This is a genomic window from Paenibacillus sp. FW126-R14 (genome assembly GCF_058789495.1).
Map to the genome: position 1 here is coordinate 43,934 of NZ_JBYTBS010000016.1, position 17,795 is coordinate 61,728.

Annotated in this window: 12 protein-coding genes and 1 pseudogene; 10 read left to right on the top strand and 3 right to left on the bottom strand. The window is 51.9% G+C overall.

What is annotated here, in order from left to right:
* Nucleotides 1-1,033 precede the first annotated feature (1,033 nt).
* Both AC3WRW_RS12865 and AC3WRW_RS12870 read right to left on the bottom strand, forming a co-directional pair.
* The gene (locus AC3WRW_RS12865) at nt 1,034-3,907 is read right to left on the bottom strand and encodes a DEAD/DEAH box helicase (protein ID WP_492546718.1); all 2,874 of its coding nucleotides are present in this window, start codon (nt 3,905-3,907) and stop codon (nt 1,034-1,036) included.
* Entirely contained in the window at nt 3,895-5,487 is a 1,593-nt protein-coding gene (locus AC3WRW_RS12870) for an SWIM zinc finger family protein (RefSeq protein WP_492546719.1), read from the bottom strand. Before AC3WRW_RS12870 ends, AC3WRW_RS12865 begins: the two co-directional genes overlap by 13 nt.
* A 191-nt stretch (nt 5,488-5,678) precedes the next feature.
* Between AC3WRW_RS12870 and AC3WRW_RS12875 the strand changes: the two genes are divergently transcribed.
* Nucleotides 5,679-5,972: a hypothetical protein gene (locus AC3WRW_RS12875; RefSeq protein ID WP_171685347.1), complete on the top strand. Its 294-nt coding sequence runs from the start codon at nt 5,679-5,681 to the stop codon at nt 5,970-5,972.
* Nucleotides 5,973-6,024: 52 nt separating this feature from the next.
* Nucleotides 6,025-7,833, top strand: coding sequence for a DNA helicase RecQ (gene recQ / locus AC3WRW_RS12880; RefSeq protein WP_492546720.1), 1,809 nt, complete (start codon nt 6,025-6,027; stop codon nt 7,831-7,833).
* Here recQ and AC3WRW_RS12885 read toward each other — a convergent pair.
* Complete coding sequence (locus AC3WRW_RS12885) at nt 7,818-8,315, bottom strand: GNAT family N-acetyltransferase (RefSeq protein WP_492546721.1); 498 nt, start codon at nt 8,313-8,315, stop codon at nt 7,818-7,820. The two genes, recQ and AC3WRW_RS12885, sit on opposite strands and share 16 nt — an antisense overlap.
* Before the next feature lie 38 nt (nt 8,316-8,353).
* Here AC3WRW_RS12885 and AC3WRW_RS12890 point away from each other — a divergent pair, with 38 nt between their 5' ends.
* The 8 genes and pseudogenes from AC3WRW_RS12890 to AC3WRW_RS12925 form a co-directional block, all read left to right on the top strand.
* The gene (locus AC3WRW_RS12890; RefSeq protein ID WP_492546722.1) at nt 8,354-9,076 is read left to right on the top strand and encodes a hypothetical protein; all 723 of its coding nucleotides are present in this window, start codon (nt 8,354-8,356) and stop codon (nt 9,074-9,076) included.
* A 32-nt stretch (nt 9,077-9,108) separates the two neighbouring features.
* Nucleotides 9,109-9,648, top strand: coding sequence for a GNAT family N-acetyltransferase (locus AC3WRW_RS12895; protein ID WP_492546723.1), 540 nt, complete (start codon nt 9,109-9,111; stop codon nt 9,646-9,648).
* A gap of 235 nt (nt 9,649-9,883) precedes the next feature.
* Complete coding sequence (locus AC3WRW_RS12900; RefSeq protein ID WP_492546724.1) at nt 9,884-10,336, top strand: MarR family winged helix-turn-helix transcriptional regulator; 453 nt, start codon at nt 9,884-9,886, stop codon at nt 10,334-10,336.
* Nucleotides 10,329-11,831, top strand: coding sequence for a DHA2 family efflux MFS transporter permease subunit (locus tag AC3WRW_RS12905; protein ID WP_492546725.1), 1,503 nt, complete (start codon nt 10,329-10,331; stop codon nt 11,829-11,831). Before AC3WRW_RS12900 ends, AC3WRW_RS12905 begins: the two co-directional genes overlap by 8 nt.
* Before the next feature lie 435 nt (nt 11,832-12,266).
* Nucleotides 12,267-13,106: a sulfurtransferase gene (locus AC3WRW_RS12910; protein ID WP_492546726.1), complete on the top strand. Its 840-nt coding sequence runs from the start codon at nt 12,267-12,269 to the stop codon at nt 13,104-13,106.
* 328 nt (nt 13,107-13,434) lie between these two features.
* Entirely contained in the window at nt 13,435-13,773 is a 339-nt protein-coding gene (locus AC3WRW_RS12915) for a DUF1801 domain-containing protein (protein ID WP_492546766.1), read from the top strand.
* A gap of 86 nt (nt 13,774-13,859) precedes the next feature.
* Nucleotides 13,860-14,192: pseudogene (locus AC3WRW_RS12920) on the top strand (SRPBCC family protein); the annotation flags it as partial.
* A 490-nt stretch (nt 14,193-14,682) separates the two neighbouring features.
* On the top strand, nt 14,683-17,795 hold a 3,113-nt coding region (locus tag AC3WRW_RS12925; protein ID WP_492546727.1), incomplete at its 3' end, for a cadherin-like domain-containing protein.

Sequence of the window (17,795 nt, forward strand, 5' to 3'; positions counted from 1 at the left end):
GCTTTCTCTATAATGCCCGTCTTCGTTGTATAAAGTGCAATATAAAGGTGGTCTTTACGTCGCCATCCTAGCGTTCATTGTACAATATACACTCATTTTGCCGAAATATCCTAAAAATAGTCCATTTCAGCCCGAAACGTTGCACTTTGTACAACATAGGGTGGAGCAGGGGTGGAAATATAGCATTAATGTTGTACGAAGTACAATATAGAGTGGAACAGAGGCGCAGTACAGAGATACTGTGGTACGAAGTACAATATAGAGCGGAACAAGAACACAATACAGAAATACTGTGGTACAAAGTTCAACATAGAGTGGAACAGAGGCACAGTACAGAAATATTGTGGTACAAAGTTCAACATAGAGTGGGACAGAGGCGCAGTACAGAGATACTGTGGTACAAAGTTCAACATGTGGGACAGAGGCACAATACAGAAATACTGTGGTACAAAGTTCAACATAGAGTGGAACAGAGGCGCAGTACAGAAATACTGTGGTACAAAGTTCAACATAGAGCGGAGCAAAAACAAAATACAGAAATACTGTTGTATGACATACAACGTAGAGAAAGACCGTCAGGCATCAAGCTAGACGGTCTTTTTTGTGACATGGGAATGGGGAGGCACAAAAGACGCATAAAGCGCGTGCCCCACTCCCTCACAGTAAAGGTAACGTGAGGACACTATTCCACCGATAATAGCTCTTTGAGCCAGCAATGGGGAACTATAATCCTCTATTTTGCCGTTTTGGTTAGAAAAGGGCTCATTTCAGTGAAATAAGGCCCTGCTGTTCACCTGAGATTGTGAAGACTCCGTTTATGGCCTAAATAGCGGCCTGCAGTTCCTACATAACACAGACTCGCACACGGTTGAAGCAAAGTCAGCTAGCGGAATAATACGTCCGCCGCGACTATGCTGGCTGCTGCATCTGCAGCAGCCACAGAGGCCCCAGCATCCGCCATGTGGCCCAGCCCCAGCATCCACCATGTGGCTCAGCCCCAGCATCCACCATCCGCCATGGCGCTCAGCACGGCCTACGCCTCAACCCACTCGCGGCGCAGCGAGAACAAATCGCGCAGCTCGTCGGTCGACAGCTCGGTGATCCAGTTCTCGCCGGAGCCGACGATCTGCTGGCTGAGGCCGAGCTTGCGCTCGATCATCTCGTCGATGCGCTCTTCCAGCGTGCCGAGCGTGACGAACTTGTGCACCTGCACATGGCGCGTCTGCCCAATACGGAAGGCGCGGTCCGTCGCTTGGTTCTCGACGGCGGGGTTCCACCAGCGATCATAGTGGAACACATGGTTCGCCGCCGTCAAATTGAGCCCGATGCCCCCGGCCTTCAGCGAAAGAATGAACACATTGCGCTGCTCCTCCGCCGGCAGGTCATCCGTGCTCTGGAAGTGCGCGATCATGCTATCGCGCCCGGTTTTGGTCGTTCCGCCATGCAGAAACAGCACGGGCTCGCCCAGCTCCTGCTGCAGCACATGCTGAAGCAGGTTGCCGGTCTCGACAAATTGCGTGAAGATCAGGCATTTGTCGCCTTCCTGGCGCAGCTCCTGGACCATTTCCAGCAGGCGCTCGAGCTTGTTCGAGCGTCCGCTCCACGGGGCGGCAAGCCCTTCCTTGAGCAGCAAAGCAGGGTGGTTGCATACCTGCTTGAGCTTCGTCAGCGCGGCGAGGATGAGCCCGCGCCGCTCCATCGCGGAGAGCGTATCCAGCCGGTCAAACATGTCCTGGATATAGTTTTCGTACAACGAGCCCTGCTCGGCGGTCAGCGAGATGAACGTTTTGGACTCGTTCTTTTCGGGCAGATCCAGCTGAATCGCCGGGTCTTTCTTCTCGCGGCGCAGCAGGAACGGGCGGATCAGCTTCTGAACTTTGCCGATGATCTCGCTATCGCGCGTTTTCTCGATCGCATTCACGTAGCGATGCGTAAACTCGCGCACCGTGCCGAGATAACCGGGGTTGGCGAAGTCGAAGATCGACCACAGTTCTGTGAGCCGGTTCTCGATCGGCGTACCCGTCAACGCAATGCGATGGTAGCCGTTCAAGCGGCGGATCGCCGAGGCTTGCTTCGTATACGCATTTTTTATATTTTGCGCTTCGTCCAGACAAATGGAGTTCCAGGCGATGCCGCCAAGCTCCGTTTCGTCCAGATGGGACAGCGTGTAAGAAGTCAGTACTAAATCAACTTTGCCGACAGCCTCCGTAAAGGCAGCTCCTTTTAAACGCTGAGGTCCATAGTGCAGATGCACTTTCAGCGAGGGGGCGAAACGTTTCAGCTCCATCTGCCAGTTGCCAAGCACAGAGGTCGGGCAAATGAGCAGGGAAGGAGCGGCAGGCTGCTCGGTCTCTTTGACCGTGAGCAGATAGGTGATCCATTGGATCGTTTTGCCGAGCCCCATGTCATCGGCTAAGCAGCCGCCGAGGCCGAAGCGCCGCAGGAACAGCAGCCAAGAAATCCCGTCCACTTGATAGTGGCGCAGAGAGCCTTGAAAACTGGGCGGCGGCTCAACCGTAGGAATCGCCGCGTTTTGTGTCAGCTGATCGACCATGTGGCGCAGCTGTTCGTTCAGCTCGACCTCCATCTCGATGTAGCGCATCGCATCGGGATCGTCCTCTTCGGGAAGCAGCCCGGCCGCATCGCCCGCGAAATGCAGCTCCAGCACATCGCGGAAGGAGAGGCCCTGCTTCTTCTGCACCTGCTTCATGATTTGCTCGACCTGCGCCATGAATTTCGGGTCGAGCTGAATCCAGTTGCCGCGTATCTGAATCAGCTTGCGCTTCTCCTCCAGGAGCAGGCGGAATTCCTCTTCCGTCAGCTCCAGGTCGCCAACAGCCAGCTTCCAGTCGAATTGCATCAACTGGGTCAGCCCGAACATCGTCTCCCGTCCCGAACCGACGGAAGACTTGATCTTCGCGCGCAGCTTCGGCTTCATCTTGCGGATGCGCTCCCACCAGGCCGGGAGGAACACACTCGTCCCGGCCTCCACAAGCCGCACGCTTCCCTCTGCGAGGAAGCGCCAAGCCTCCTCCTCCGTCAGCGTCTGACGGAGGGCGCCTTCGCCCGCATCCAGCCACGGCAGGATGCGTACCCATTTGGCCGCGTCGCGCTCTACGCGGCCAAGCTCCGGCTGCCACGCCTCCGGCAGCGGCAGTTCGCCCCGCACCGGCTCGCCGGCAGGCGTCACCGTGCGCAGCACTTCCGGCGCAAGCCGGTCCTGCAGCAGCACGCGCAGCTGCCAGCCAGCGCTGTGCGCAAGGTCCGGCTCGGCGAGCTGCAGGCACGTGCGCATCGGCGACCGGTCTTGGCGCCAACCGATGGCGACGAGCCAGTCCTCTTCGTCGAGCCAGAGATCGTCGGCAATTTCGCCGCGGCGCATGAGCGGATAAGCGGATTCGAGTTTGCGCAAATTATCTTTCATCATGCCGTCGGCGTCCACCCATTCGGGGATGAGCGCATGAATCCAGCGGGAGACGGCCGGCGATTCCAGCGCCTGCAGGTCGGCCGGAAGCTGCAGCTTCCAGCCGATCTCGCCTGCTTTCCATTTCTCATAATCCGGCATGAAGCTTCCGGCTGCCAGTGCCTCGCGAACCGCAGGCGCTAAGCGAATGAAATCCGCGCAGTCTTGATGCCAGCTGAGCTGCAGATGCTGGACAGGCTGCGGATCGCTGAAATAGTCGAGCGCCTCAAGGGGCGCAAGCTCGATGCCTTCGCGATTTTGCCATTCGCTCGGCTCCATGAAGGTGCCGTAGAAGGAAGAACGGTGCCAGGCAAAGAGCATATTTTTCAAATCAAGGGCGTCCCATATGCCGCCGTTCTCGCGGGATCCCCATAGGAACAAGGAGCCGCTGGGGAGGGAATTAACATGAACCGTCAGCGCGCTGGTTTCGATCATCGAATCCATTTTCCTTTCTTGAGCTCTTCTTGGAAGGCACGCAAGCGTGAGAATTTATCCGATAAACGGTACACATAGTGCTCCCAGCGATCGTTTTGGCCTAATTGTTTGTAAAGCGCGTGAAGCTTCTTCAGAAGACGGACGGCGGTCTTGTAGGAAGCTCTGTTTTTCTCCAAAACCGCCCGTTCCGCCGCTTGATGATACAGAGGAAGGAGCAGAGCCGCATCGTGTTCTTCGATTGCTTTCAACTCCAGCGTGTACAGGTTCAGCGGCGAAATGCGGTTGGCGAGCTGCAAATCCACCCATTGGCGGTACCGTTTGGTCTGCAGCAAATAGGCTGTGTAATAGTAATACGAGCGAGGCAGCAGAGACTCCATAACCTGTACCCATTCGCTATCGGACTCCAAATGCTTCGTAGTATCGAGCCAATATTGGCAAAAGGTGCGGAAATCATCGTGATTGGCCTGCGCAATGGACTTAAACAACCAGCGAAGCCATACCAGCATGCTGTTCCACTGTTTATCGTTATAATAATAATTCAGGTACAGGAAATAATCCTTCGCGTTGGGATGAGCCAGAAGCTCCAGCAGCCTGAAGGCGCTGTCCGTATCCCCTTGAATAATGTGAAAATGAGCTCTTGCCGCAATCAGCGCATCTTTCTTCCTGGCAAGCTGTTCCTTCTTGGAAAGCAGGGCATCAAGCCGCTGAATCTCTTCTTTCTGCGCTTCTGTTTGGCCGGACAGCTTCCACCAGACGAACCGGTACACGAACAGCCAGTCGATCGGGCTGTCTTTGCCCTGCAGCGCGAATTCCCCGAGCATTTTCAGCGTAGCAAGAAGGTGTTTGGGCTCAGCCGTGAAGATGGCGTTCATATCCATCCCCTGGGCAAGCTGGACGAGCTTGTCTTCGCAGTTTTTGGCGGCGATTTTGCACCCGTTTTCGTGATAATAAGACAAATAGGAGCTTTTGGTCTCCTGATAAAATTGTTCGATTTTGCGCATCATGAAAAGCACAATATGGAGCATGTAGATTTCGCGCATCGCGCTTTTCCAATCGGCCGCAAACCCTGGCAGCGACTCCAGTGCAGAGTCATAAAACGTTTCGATGGAATGCTGATGCGAAATCGAAAAGCCATGAAATCTGCCTTCGAAAAAACGATGCCAATCGGCGGGCAGAGCCGTTTCCTCGGGTTTGTTCGCCTTGGCGGCTTCTTTGCGTTCTTGTGCCGGGGAAGCGCCGCGTACGGGCCTTTTCCTGGCGTATATTTGCTGCTTTAACTGTTGAAGAAGCAGCTCCGGCCGTCCATAAGGGGCGTAAAGACTGAAGAACGTAGCCCCGATATGCTGGCAAAAGCCATCAAAGGAACAGCTGCAGGAGCTGTCCGCAAAATGTTCTAAATTCACCGTCGCGTTATGCAGTCTCTTGCCTGCAACCGTCGCCTGAATGCTCGTGCCCTTCAGATCGACATCCGCCACACGGCCTTTATGATAGTACTCCCAGCCCTGCTCCAGAACGGCAGCATCGAAATGCAGCGGGATTTGCTTGATTAGGTAGTTCATTCGATTTTTGGGAATCTGCAGTTTCAGCATGTGTGCTTTCCTACCCTCCGAGCGGTACATTCCTTCTTCCATAGTAACAGATTTTTTCCGAAATTGCCCATTTCCACAGTTTATGCCAAACGGTATTTTTTTATCCGGGGGAAAATCGGTTAACCCTGCATTCCAACCTATAATATGATAAAGTGAAGACAGAAGGTTAGCTACCGAAGGGAGACTTGATCATGGGTATAAAATTCGGAAGAGAATATAAGGACATTGTAACGGATTTCGTGCGCGGCATAGAGATGGTGGACGGTTTCTATGAGCTGCTGGACATGAACGCGGACGACTGGCAGGAGCTTGAGCAGAATGAACAGGAGGAATGTCTGCGTACGCTGGCTGATGATATTTTCTATGGATTAGGAAGCAGCCCTGTGATGCAGATCGGTGTGGGCTCGGTTCGCCACGACCCGGGAAATCACGTGTTGAAGGTTCATGATGGGGAAAAGCTGGTTTCCGTCATTTACTTGGTTTAAATGCGAGTCTGTTGAGTGCTTTTAGTGAGATAAAGAAAGGTGTATGCAAGCTATGTTGGATGGTGCACGGAAGGTTTTACAACAAGTATATGGATACCCCGAGTTCCGCGAAGGGCAGAAAAATATTATTACCCATCTGCTCGAGGGGAAGGATACGCTTGGCATTATGCCGACGGGCGGCGGTAAATCGATCTGCTATCAGGTCCCCGCGCTGCTGATGGAGGGCGTGACCCTCGTCATTTCGCCGCTGATTTCCTTAATGAAGGATCAGGTGGATGCTCTGGGTGCGCTGGGCGTTCCGGCGACGTTCATTAACAGCACGCTGGAAGCCAGAGAAGTCGAACAACGGATGCAGGGCGCGATGCAGGGCAAGTACAAGCTGCTGTACATCGCCCCCGAGCGGCTTGAATCGGAGCGGTTCCGCGCGCGGATGGCGGCGCTGAACCTCCCTTTTGTGGCCATTGACGAGGCGCACTGCGTGTCCCAATGGGGGCATGATTTCCGCCCCAGCTATGTCGCCATTGCTCCGTTTATTCGCGAGCTTCCGAATCGTCCGATCGTAGCGGCCTTTACCGCTACAGCCACAGCCGAGGTGACGGCCGATATCGCAAGGCTGCTGGAGCTGGATCGGGCGGGCATCTTCGTGAACGGCTTTTCCCGCGATAATTTGGAGCTCACGATTCTTCGCGGAGAGAATAAGCGGGATTACATCCACAATTATGTGAAAGAGCACACGCATCAGCCCGGTATTATTTATGCCGCTACCCGCAAAGATGTGGAGGAGTTGTACGAGTCCTTGCGGAAAAAAGGCTACGCCGCTGGGAAGTACCACGCCGGTTTGACGGATGACGAGCGCTCTTATATGCAGGAAGCGTTTCTCTATGACGATATTCGGGTAATGATCGCGACGAATGCGTTCGGAATGGGCATCGACAAGTCGAACGTGCGTTATGTTATTCACTATAATATGCCGAAAAATATGGAGGCCTATTATCAGGAGGCCGGCCGCGCAGGGCGGGACGGGGAGCCGAGCGAGTGCATTCTGCTGTTCAGCGCACAGGATATTATGACGCAGAAATTCCTTATCGAGCAGAACCAGCTTTCGCCTGAACGCAAAGCGAACGAGTATAAGAAGCTGCAGACGATGATTGATTACTGCTATTCGCCACGGTGTTTGCGGAATGTTATTTTGCACTATTTTGATGAAACGAATATCAAAGACACCTGCGGCAACTGTTCCTCCTGCAAAGACGACCGCGATACGGTCGATATTACCGTTGAAGCGCAGAAAATTTTCTCCTGCATCCGCCGCATGAACGAACGCTTCGGCATTTCGATGGTTGCTTCTGTGCTCAAGGGCTCCAAAGCGAAGAAAATTGTCGAATACCGGTTCGATCGACTGCCGACGCATGGCATTATGCGGGACTTGCCGGAGAAAGAAATTTCCGATCTGATCAACGTGCTAATCTCGGAAGGGTTCCTGCAGCTGTCCGAAGGCCAGTATCCGGTTGTCCGGTTGATGCAGCCCGCAGCGGAAGTGCTTCAAGGCAAGCTGCCCGTCTTCCAAAAGGTGCGCAAGCAGCAGGTCAAAGCCGCTGCCGTCGACAATACTTTGTTCGAGCAGCTTCGACTGCTTCGCCGGGAAATTGCCGCGCGCGAAAAAGTGCCGCCGTACATTATATTCTCCGACAGCACGCTGCGTGAGATGAGCGAGAGCTGTCCGACCTCAGAGTCCGCCATGCTGCGGATCAAAGGCGTCGGCGAGGTCAAATACCGCAACTACGGGAAGCCCTTCCTCGACCTTCTCCGCACGTATGCGGGAGAGAGCGAGGCCGAGGCGGTTGCTTATGATTTTGAGTAATCGCCGTACACCATGCAGTGAAAAAGCGCCATGCCGGTGGGCGTCCTCTTGTCATACGTATCGGTGATGGAAAAACCGGCACGCTCGTAAGTGCGGATGGCCCGCTCATTCCATACGAGCACTTCCAAATCGATCTCCTGCCCTGGAGCTCGCCGCAGCGCTTCGCGGGTAATGAGCCGCACGAATTGTGCGCCATTGCCCTTCCCGCAAAGGTCCGGACGGAGGCCCAGTCCCAGGCGCATAACGCCAAGCATCGGGAAGAATTGAACGAAGCCGCACAGGCTCTCTTTTTCATCAACGATGGCCCGGTATTGTTCAGCTCGAATGTTCTCATCTGCGAATTCGGTCTGCTCCCGGAGCATGATGTCCCATGATGGCCAATTGTACAGCTCATAGGGAGACGGGTATTTCCATGTACATACTTCCACGCAGTGCGTGTCTGTTAGGGGCACAATTTGCCAAGGTAAGCCTGCATAGGCCATTTGATTATCACCCTTTCATTTATTGGCTGGAGGTTCGCATGGGTTGGCTTTTACATATTTCAGGCAGTTCATGTATTCTTTTTTCTATGCTCATGCTAGGATTACATACATTTCGTATTTCGGTTAATAAAAAATGGCCGATTGCGCTAATCTGCACCGTAGGCATCTCCTCTTTTATCGATCTATTCACCTTAATGGCGGGTACGAAGTCTTGGAGTCCTATGCTTCTTATTGTACTGAAAGCCGTTTGCGTTCACTATCTATTTCGATTGCGCGGGCTCCATGCGCTCATGATCGTAATGATTGGGGCAGTAGGCTATAGCGTCTTTTTGGCTATTGTTTTATTTGCCGTATCCATCGTGACGGGCGTTCCCGTGTACGATTATTTTGACAGGCTCGATTCGGTGTATCATCCGCTGAAGATCTATGCCGCGCTCCTTACGAGTCTTACGGCGTTGCTCTTGCATATGAACCGATTAGGTTTTACTTTGCGGCTGGAGCGGCATGGAAAGAATGCAGGGAGTGCCGGGGAGACTCGGAACGTACGGAATGGCTGGAATGTGCAGCATCTGCGGCATGTGTGGCATCCCCAGAACTATGTGTTTTTTCCCGCTCTTTTGACTGCCTTTGTGTTATTCTCTTCGGCTTATTATGGAGTATCCACGCATGTGGCGTCCATCCTCTATTGGGCTGCGGGCTTTTGCATCGTGCTGGTCTGGATGCTGTACCTGTTGTATCGCAAAGAGATGGAGGAGCTGTAAGTCGTTGCAGGGTTGTTGTTGGAGTTCGATCCATGCAACTGAAAGTTTTTGGGTACAATGAAGATAACGATTTTTATTTGGAAGAGGAGGTCATTGCAATGACCCAAGTTACAGTTCGTGAAGCTGTTATACAAGATATTCCCCAGTTAAAAACGTTAATGCTCGCTTATATCGTGGACTTCTATCAATATCGCCAGCCTGAGGATGAGAAGCTGAACGGGCTGATCCATCATCTGCTGGAGCAAAAGGACGGCATTCAATTCGTAGCCGAGACGGAGGAGGGGACATTGGTCGGTTTCGCGACCTTGTATTTTACCTTCAGTACTTTGCGTGCTTCCAAAATAGCGGTCATGAACGATCTCTACGTGATTGAAGCAGAGCGCGGTCAAGGTGCGGCGGCGAAGCTTTTCGCAGCTTGCAAAGGGTATGCGGCCAGACATGGATACGCTAATTTATCATGGACTACGGCCAAGGACAACTTCCGTGCGCAAGCTTTTTACGATAAAATGGGCGGAGATCGCAGCGATTGGCTCACGTATTCTGTGAATCCGACGATTGGTCTCGGCGATTAATCTATCTTTCACCATTCTGACCATAACAGGTTAACCTTCATCTCCGCTTCGTGCGGTTGGAGGTTTTTTTGCGTGCAGTTTTGTTCGGCAGATACGACCTAAAAATCAGTTTCATAATGTAGGGAGAATCACAAATACTAAGAATGTTTCCACATTACCCATATATAAAAATTGACATATCATTAAGTTTGGAACATAATATTAATTCGTATACGAAATAATTAGGGGGGCTCTTTTGGACGAACAGCAGCGCTTTATGCAAATTTTCCAGACGTACCGGGAAGTCAATCAAGCTTTCTATCAAGTTATGACCAGAGTTGCTCAACGTCATGGGCTTACGCCGCTCCAGCTCATCGTACTTCGAATTCTTGAAGAGTATCCGGGGATCAGGCTCATGGAGCTTTCTGAGAAGCTGAGACTTGGGAACAGCACAACGAGCGGCATCGTCGATCGCATGTTCAAATCGGGACTGGTGACGCGTGAACGCACCGAGAAAGATCGCCGGGCGATGACGCTGAAGCTTTCGGACAAAGGAGCGGCGCTGTGGGAGGAATCCAATGAAACGCGTATGGCACTCCTTCGGCCATTGCTCAACTTGTCTGAGGAGGATCAGGAGCAGCTCAACCGGGTTCAAAATGAGATTTTGAAGATTTTAAAGAATATAAGTGAGGATGATCTCAATGATTAGCATGGTTAATGCAACGCTACGCAAAGGCCCTATCATGGCTTCGTTGCTGATCGCAGCATTCGTGGCCTTATTAAGTCAAACCGTTTTAAATGTGGCATTGCCTAAAATGATGACGGACCTGAACGTGAATGAAAGCACGATCCAATGGTTGTCAAACGGCTATATGCTCATGAACGGTGTTCTCGTTCCAATCAGTGCCTACCTGATCAACCGTTTCACAACGCGCAGGCTATTTCTAACTGCCTCGACATTATTCGCTATCGGAACGATTATATGTGCGTTATCCGGAAGTTTTAGTATGCTTTTGGCTGGCCGTCTTGTGCAAGCTGTCGGTGCCGGGATTCTGATGCCGCTTATGTCCGTTGTGGTTCTAACGATTTTTCCTGTCGCTGAACGCGGTAAAGCTATGGGCATGATGGGGATCGCGATGATTTTCGCTCCGGCTATCGGGCCGACGATGTCCGGATGGATTGTGGAGCATTACCATTGGCATGTTCTGTTTTATATCGTTCTGCCACTTGCTATCTTTGCCGTTATATTCGGCGCTATCTCTATGAAGGATGTTATTAAAACCTCAAGACCGAACCTCGATATCTTGGGGGTTGTTCTTTCGACGCTCGGCTTTGGCGGGATTCTTTACGGTTTCAGTGCAGCGGGGAGCGATGGTTGGGGAAGCACGAATGTTGTGACCTGTCTTGTCGTGGGCGCCATTTCTTTGCTGCTCTTTGTTATACGCTCGGTAAAAGGTAAAACGCCGTTGCTCGAGTTCCGCGTATTTAAATACTCGATGTTCTCGCTGACGACATTAATCAATGCCATTATCACGATGGCCATGTTCTCAGGCATGATCCTGCTGCCCATCTTCCTGCAAAACATCAGGGGCTTCACACCGCTGGAATCGGGTTTGCTCTTGCTGCCGGGAGCAATCCTCATGGGGATTATGTCCCCCATTACGGGTATGATTTTCGACAAAGTAGGCGCCCGCTGGTTGGCTGTTATCGGCCTTATCATTACAACTATAACCACTTATGAGTTCAGCCAGCTTACAGCAGATTCGACTTACAATCATTTGATGCTGGTATATACGACGCGGATGTTTGGGATGTCCATGCTCATGATGCCGATTCAAACAGCAGGTATGAACCAATTGCCGCGGCGCTTGAATGCACACGGATCCGCGATGTCGCAGACGCTTCGGAACGTCTCGGGCGCACTTGGAACGGCGCTTCTTGTGACATTCATGACGAACAAAGCGGCTTCTCATGCAAAAGAGCTCATTATCTCGGGCCGAATCGATCCGACCAACAAAGCTCAAATGGCAGAAGTTACGCAAGCGGCAACGATCTACGGCATCAATCACTCCTTCGTCATCGCGACTTGGCTGAGTATTGCTGCGCTTGTGCTTGCTTTCTTCATCCGTAAGGTAAAACCGCAGGAAGATTCAACCGATGCAGCCCCAAACCCAGTCTCTGCGCCGGCGGTTGACCGCGGGTAATGGGGTGTGGATGCTCCGTCCGGTAGCTGTGTTAGGGGATTTTCACGGCTGCTAGCCTATGTTGTACTTAGTACAACATAAAAGGTGTCTGTGACCTGCAAAGCGGCACCTGATTGTATAAAGTGCAACCATTTCTGCCTAAATGGCGTGGAATCAACCGTTTATAGCCCTCCGCGTTGTATAAAATACAATGTAGAGGATGTTTAAGCTTCATCAAGCCCATAATGGTTGTATAAAATACAACATAGAAGGGACCACATCGAAGAAACCATTAGACCGTTAGGCTCATTGCCTGACGGTCTTTCTTTTAGGTAGCTGAATGTACCGCAGCCAAGTTCCAAACATAACTTCCGTGCGCGGGATTTTTACGATAAAATAAGTGAAGGTTTAATGAAATGGGCAAGTCATTGCAGGTAGAGGAAGGTGGCATAATCTGTGGAAAATATCGTGAGCCAATCGTGGCTGCTCGGGCAGCTGGGCGATGCCAACATCGTCATTGCGGATTGCCGTTTTGCGTTAGGACAGCCAGAATCCGGCAGAAACAATTATGAGCAGGACCATATAACGGGAGCCGTATACGTTGATTTGGAGAAAGACTTATCCGGTGCCAAAATGGCGCACGGCGGCAGGCATCCCCTCCCGGATCTGGGAGCCTTCTCGATCCTCGTCGGCAGCCTCGGCATCGACAGCACGAAAACCGTCGTCGCTTACGACGATCAAGGCGGAGCCATGGCTTCGCGCCTATGGTGGATGCTGAAATTCCTCGGCCACTCCGAGGTGTACGTGCTCGACCAAGGATACGCCGCTTGGAAAGCAGCCGGGTATCCCGTAACGGATGAAGAGCCCGCTGTGTATCCGCGTACGTTCTCGCCGAAGGTGCAGCGCACGATGCTGGCTTCCATGGACGAGGTCAAGGACAAGCTTGGCCGTCCGGGCGTTGTGCTCGTGGACTCGCGCGAGGAGCGCCGCTACCTCGGCTTGGAAGAGCCGATCGATCCCGTAGCCGGTCACATTCCCGGCGCCCGGAATTACTTCTGGAAAGGCGTGCTCGGCGCGGATGGCTCGTGGTTGCCTGCGGCGAAGCAGGAGCAGCATTTTGCCGGCTTGCGCGATGCCGATGAAATCATCGTTTACTGCGGCTCCGGCGTGACGGCGTGCCCGAACGTGCTGGGCCTGAGCGAAGCGGGCTTCGACAATGTGAAGCTCTACAGCGGAAGCTGGAGCGACTGGATCAGTTGGGAAGACAACCCGGTGGCGACTGGGGAGGAAGAGTAAGCTAGAAATCGTGTCGTAAACGGTTTAGGGGCTGTAACAGCTGCCAAGTGGCAGGTTGTTGCGGCCCTTTTTTGGTTTCTCTGTCAACAGCCTGCAAACAAGAAGCTGGGGAAAGCAGTTGCAGGAACCACGGAGCCAGCCACAGTTGGGCAGTCGGGTCAGGTGGTGATTGCATGCTTGTTGGTTTTGCTTCTGTCTCTCCACAAGCAGGCGCGGTGCAGCATTTCGTGAATAGAAAATTTTTACAAAATTCCTTTACCGGAATATTCCTAATATGGTATATTCAAAATATGAATGAAATTTGAGGAAAGGAGATGATGAGGGAGTGATGAACGAAGAGGTTGCCGCCTTTATCGAGAACTTGGGAGCAGCTTGGCAAATTGAGCTTTCTAAGCAACTGAGAGAGATGGTTCACCAAACCATTCCATCGGTGGAAGAACGAATTCAGTACAAGAAGCCCCATTTTCTGAAAAATGGCCACTATGCCGCGGTGATTTCACCTTCGAAGGATGCGATAGCCTTTATGATCATGAACACAACTGGGATGGAATTTCCAAAGGGCTTCGAAGGACCGCCGGAACGCAAATGGATCAAAATTAAAGAGGGAGTTTCCCCAGACTACACCGTGCTTTCCTCGCTACTCGCTCAGGCCACTCAAGCGCTCTAATGGAACCGGAAACGCTCGGTGCTTTTGCAGAGCCCACTCGTTTTGCGGATTGTGGAGCTGCTGCGTAACGGTCCACTTACCGTTTTGGCTGCCAGAAATCCCCTGATGGGATGAGAATGTGGGGGGAATTTGTTTATCAAGAAGTGATCGCGCCAGAAAAGCTTGTTTTCATTCAATCGTTTAGTGACGAAGAAGGGAATATAGTTCGGGCTCCTTTTAACCCGAATTGGCCGCTTGAGATTATCAACATCCTAACTTTCACAGAAGAAGATGGAAAGACCACAGTAACATTCAGCGGCGGTCCGGTGAATGCATCGGAAGAGGAAATGGCAGCATTCGAAGCCATGAAGCCGATGGTCAAACAAGGATTCGGCGGTACATTCGAGCAGCTTGATCAGTACTTGGCCAGCCAGCAATAATGTAAATGGACTTATTTGCAGGTGACTCGCCTTCGTACACCATGTTTTTCGGGTAATCTTTGGCGTTCCGGAACCCCTACTTTTTGACTTTGGAACTATTCAAGCATGCGGGGGCGTGCGGAGATAGAAGCTGGAGCGATTGGATCTCATGGGAAGACAACCCAGTGACGACTGGGGAGGAAGAGTAAGCTAGAAATCGTGTCGTGAATGGTTTAGGGGCTGTAACAGCTGCCAAGTGGCAGGTTGTTGCGGCCCTTTTTTAGTTTCTGTATTAAGGACTTTTTAACTACTATATCCACAAATTTACGATACTTTAATCCTATTATTGTCGAATTTTCTGGTGATTTATTTCACTTTTTTTGATATATTATAGGTCTAATGAACTATTAGTACGAAAAATATTGTTCTGCACAGAGATTGTTCAGAAAAAAATCTCCCAAGGCACCGTTCTGTTTGTGCCTTGAGCGAAGCGAAAGGAATAGGAATAAGTATGAAAAATAATGGCGTTAAAAGATTTATTTCAGCTGCGCTTTCTGTGCTCCTGATGCTGGGGGTTGTAGGTTTTTCCCCATTCGGCAGCTTAGTGGCTGCGGCGGCAACCCCGTCGACTACGGCCAACTACAATCAGTTCCAGATCAAGCTGACTGCCGACCCGGCGACAGATGCGGCACCTGTCGGTTCGCCAGGCGGTTTCGGCACTGTCGGCTCAGCCGGACGCATATGGACGGACAAGAGCGTTACGGCTGAGGGTGACGGCAGTTTCGGCGTCAAGTTGTCTACATTGGCGCAGGAATATGTAACGACAAACTCACAAAACCCGGGAGTCGGCGGTGGAAATGCCAACACGCCAGCGGCGGATGTGACGTTTATTTTGGACATGAGTCTGTCTATGGGTTCTACTGGAAATGATATAGCGAAACCAGCAGGGCAATCAGGCAATTATTATCGTGTACAAGCTATGGCGCTGGCGGCCAATGCCGCAATCCGCACGGTCATGAATGCAAACCCTAATAATCGTGTTGCGGTATATTGGTTTGGAGCAGCGGCTACAGGAAACCACCTCGGTACAATGATGGATCTGGGTCATTATGTGCTTACTGCCGGTCATGAGAACGAAGACTATTTGGTCTATGCATCGGATTATTCCATCACACCGAACGGCAATCTTAAAAAGGATGGCCAATCTTATTCAGGAACGAAAGTACCGCTTGGGGCAGGGACGCCGACGCAGGATGGAATTATGTACGGCATCTCCAAGACGATCAAGGATTTGGGAACGAGGGGAACCGGACCCAAGCGCCAGCCTTATGTATTTATCCTGTCAGACGGGGCGGCTGTAAATGCCAAAAAAGCATGGTCTACTTCGCCCAAAGGCAAATCGTTTGAGACTGATTTTAGCAATGCGTTAACGGACGCTACAACAATTGCAAATTATAACAGACCAAGCAACTCTGACAGTAATTACGTGCCTGCCAGCGGATCCGCGTCGACAACGACGGGCACGGATGAAATCGCTGCGCTGACCACTCTCACCGGCGCGTATATGAAAAAGATTATAGGAGAGAAGTACACAGCTTACAACGGAGAGTCCACGGAATCCAAGTTTTACACGGTGGGTTTGGGCTCAGCAGCAGCAATTAACGGACCAAGCGGTAGCAATCCGGTTTACGCTTGGGCGGGCCTTGACCCGCAAACGCTTTATGATAATAGAACAAATAGTAGTTTTAGAGAGGGTTCGGCAGTCAATACCTATAGCAAGCTAACAGCTTTTGCGGCCTCTGGACCGAGTGGTATTAACTATGCAAATGCTTTTGTCTACAGCAATTATTATACATTTGCTTCGAGCTATGACTTACTCAGCGGAGCCTTCAACGGATTGGCCAGTGATGTAGAGGCTTCCACGACCATCCTTCCGCTTCTTGATATACCCGCAGGCGGGGGGCTTGGCGGAGGTTCAGAAACGGCCAAGATCGCGAGCGCCATTGTCATCGTTGACGAAATCGGTAATGGTTTGGCCGTCGATCCGTCCACGCTGAAAATAGGGGATGCTGTTGCGGCAGTTGATGCCAGTTTGAGCATAACCGGCGGTACGGCGTATAAATTCGCCGGATACGGAAGCAAGGCTGTCATTCAGGCGGTTGGCGGCGTTACCAGTCTCACCTGGTACATTGATTCGGCAGATATGCAGCCGCACATTTACCGCTTTACAAACCGGACTAGTCCGGTGGCGGGACAATATACGGCGCCAACAAGTGGTTCTTTTGCACTTAACTATAATGTAAAACCCACATTTACAGCATCGCCAGACAGTGTGGTGGATCTTGCCTACTATCTCAATTCCGGCAATGCCGCAGGAGGGGCAAAAACGGCGGCTTACTTCACTCCACCTACCGACAGTCCTTACTATCAAGCGTTGACTAGCCCGCGGACGGTTTCCAAGACAAGTGGGATCGGGGCAACTTATGTTACCGAGGAGTCGCTTTCCGGTGAAAAAGTAATTATGAAGCTTGGGAACAACGGCAGACTGGATCTGGAAATGGGCATTGTCAAGACCGGTCCGGCGACTGTTCAGCCAAACGGTACTATCAACTATACGGTTACCGTTTATAACTATACAAGTTCACCTAAAACAGGTCTTAACGTCACCAGCGAAGCACAAACGCAATCAGGTATCACGGTTCCTGCGAATGGCAGCAAGGTGCTGACTTTTAGTACTACCGCGCCAGGTACGCCACTGACGATAACCAGCGGTTCTGCCGAAGTCACGGGTATCGGCCTTGTTTCCAATACGGTGACAACGAACGTAACGGTTGTAAACGGCCCGCCAACTGCAGCGGCTCAATCGGTTGGTTTGAATCAAAACACACCGAAGGTCATCACTTTGGGCGTTACGGACGATCAGACCGCCGTGAATGATCTAATCTACACGGTACCGGCAACAATAGCGCCTTCGCACGGGACATTGACGCAGGACACGACAAACAAGAACAAGTGGACATATACGCCGAGTGCGGGATATTCAGGCCCGGACAGCTTCACGTACAAAGTGACCGACGAGGGAGGTTTGTCGAGCAGCGAAGTTACGGTCACGATTACAGTGAACGGAGCGCCGACAGCGGCGAACCAGACGGTGCAAGTGATTAAAGATACGCCGAAGGCCATCACCTTGGGCGTTACGGACGATCTGACCGCCGTGAATGATCTGATCTACACGGTACCGGCGACAACAGCGCCGTTGCACGGGACATTGACGCAGGACGCGACAAACAAGAACAAGTGGACGTATACGCCGAGTGCGGGATACTCAGGTCCAGATAGCTTCACGTACAAAGTGACCGATGAGGGAGGTTTGTCGAGCAGTGAAGCTACCGTCACCACCATCACGATGAACGGAGCGCCGACGGCAGCAGGACAAGCGGTTGGTTTGAATCAAAACACACCGAAGGTCATCACTTTGGGCGTTACGGACGATCAGACCGCCGTGAATGATCTAATCTACACGGTACCGGCAACAATAGCGCCGTCGCACGGGACATTGACGCAGGACGCGACAAACAAGAACAAGTGGACGTATACGCCGAATGCGGGATATTCAGGCCCGGA